Origin of the sequence: Mycolicibacter acidiphilus, assembly GCF_018455725.1 — a bacterium.
Classification (GTDB): Bacteria; Actinomycetota; Actinomycetes; order Mycobacteriales; family Mycobacteriaceae; genus Mycobacterium; species Mycobacterium acidiphilum.
The window spans coordinates 1-1,225 of record NZ_JAHCLR010000120.1 but is presented as its reverse complement, the minus strand read 5'-3'; the positions used below and the strand labels follow the sequence as shown (position 1 = coordinate 1,225).

Annotated in this window: 1 pseudogene; it reads left to right on the top strand. The window is 81.5% G+C overall.

The window, feature by feature from the left end:
* Window positions 1–1,225, top strand: a pseudogene (locus tag KIH27_RS23130) (PE family protein); the annotation flags it as partial.

The window sequence follows — 1,225 nt, the reverse complement described above, 5'->3', positions numbered from 1 at the left end:
GGGGCAACGGCGGCGACGGCGGGGCCGGCGGCACCGGAACGTTCCTGGCCGGCCACGACGGTCTCGGTGGCAACGGCGGCAACGGCGGCAACTCGGCCAGCCAGCCGCCGGAGGACATGTTCTCCCATGGCGCGGCCGGTAACGGCGGCAACGGCGGCGCGGGCGGAGCGGGGGCGGCCGGCACCAACGGCGGGGGCGGATCCGGGCCGGGCGGCAGCGGCGGGGACGGCACTGTCGGCGGCGACGGCGGCAACGGCGGACTGGGCGGCAACGGCGGGATCCTGCTGGGCAGCGGCGGTGCGGCCGGCGCGGGTGGGGCCGGCGGGGCGGGTGGCAACGGCGGCGGCGGGGTCGACGGCGCGGTCGGCTCCTACGCCAACGGCGGTGACGGCACCGGTCAGGTCGGCGGCAGCGGCGGCGACGGGGCGGTCGGCGGGCACGGCGGTGTGGGTGGTGCGACCGGCGGCAAGGGCGGATTCTTCGGGGCCGTCGGGAGCCAGGGGGCAGGTGGGGCCGGTGGCCACGGCGGCAGCGCCGGCACTGCGGGCGTCGGCGGCAACGGCGCGGCCGGGACGACCGGCCATCCGGGCGGTGGCCACGGTGGTGGCGGCGGCGCCGGCGGTGACGCCGCGCTCGGCGGCATCGGCGGCACCGGGCTGGGCGGTATCGCCGCCGACGGTCAGGACGGCACCGGTGCGCTCGGCGGGAACGGCGGTGCCGGCGGCCACGGCCTGGACGGCGGTAACGGCACCGCGACCGACCTGAACGGGACCGCCGGCGGGGACGGCGGCATCGGCGGCAACGGCGGCCAGGGCGGCCTGGCCGCCGACGGCACCTCCCGGCTTGCCGACGGCGCCGGCGGCAACGGCGGCAGCGGTGGCGCCGGCGGCAACGGCGTCAAGGGCACCGACGGCGCCCAGGCCGGGGCGTCGGGTGGTGCAGGTGGTGACGGTGGCACCGGCGGCAAGGGCGGCGCGGGCGGCGACGGCAACACAGCCGGCACCGGCGGTTCGGGTGGCCTGGGTGGCAACGGCGCCGACGGCGGCAACGGCGCGGCCGGCGCCGGCGGGACGTTCACCGCCGGTGGCGACGGCACCGGCGAGACCGGTGGCGCCGGCGGCGGTGGCGGTGACGGCGGCAACGGCGGGACCGGCGGCAACGGCGGCCACGGCGCGGGCGGCAGCCTCGGTGCCAGCGGCGGGGGCGGCAACGGCGGCGACGCCGG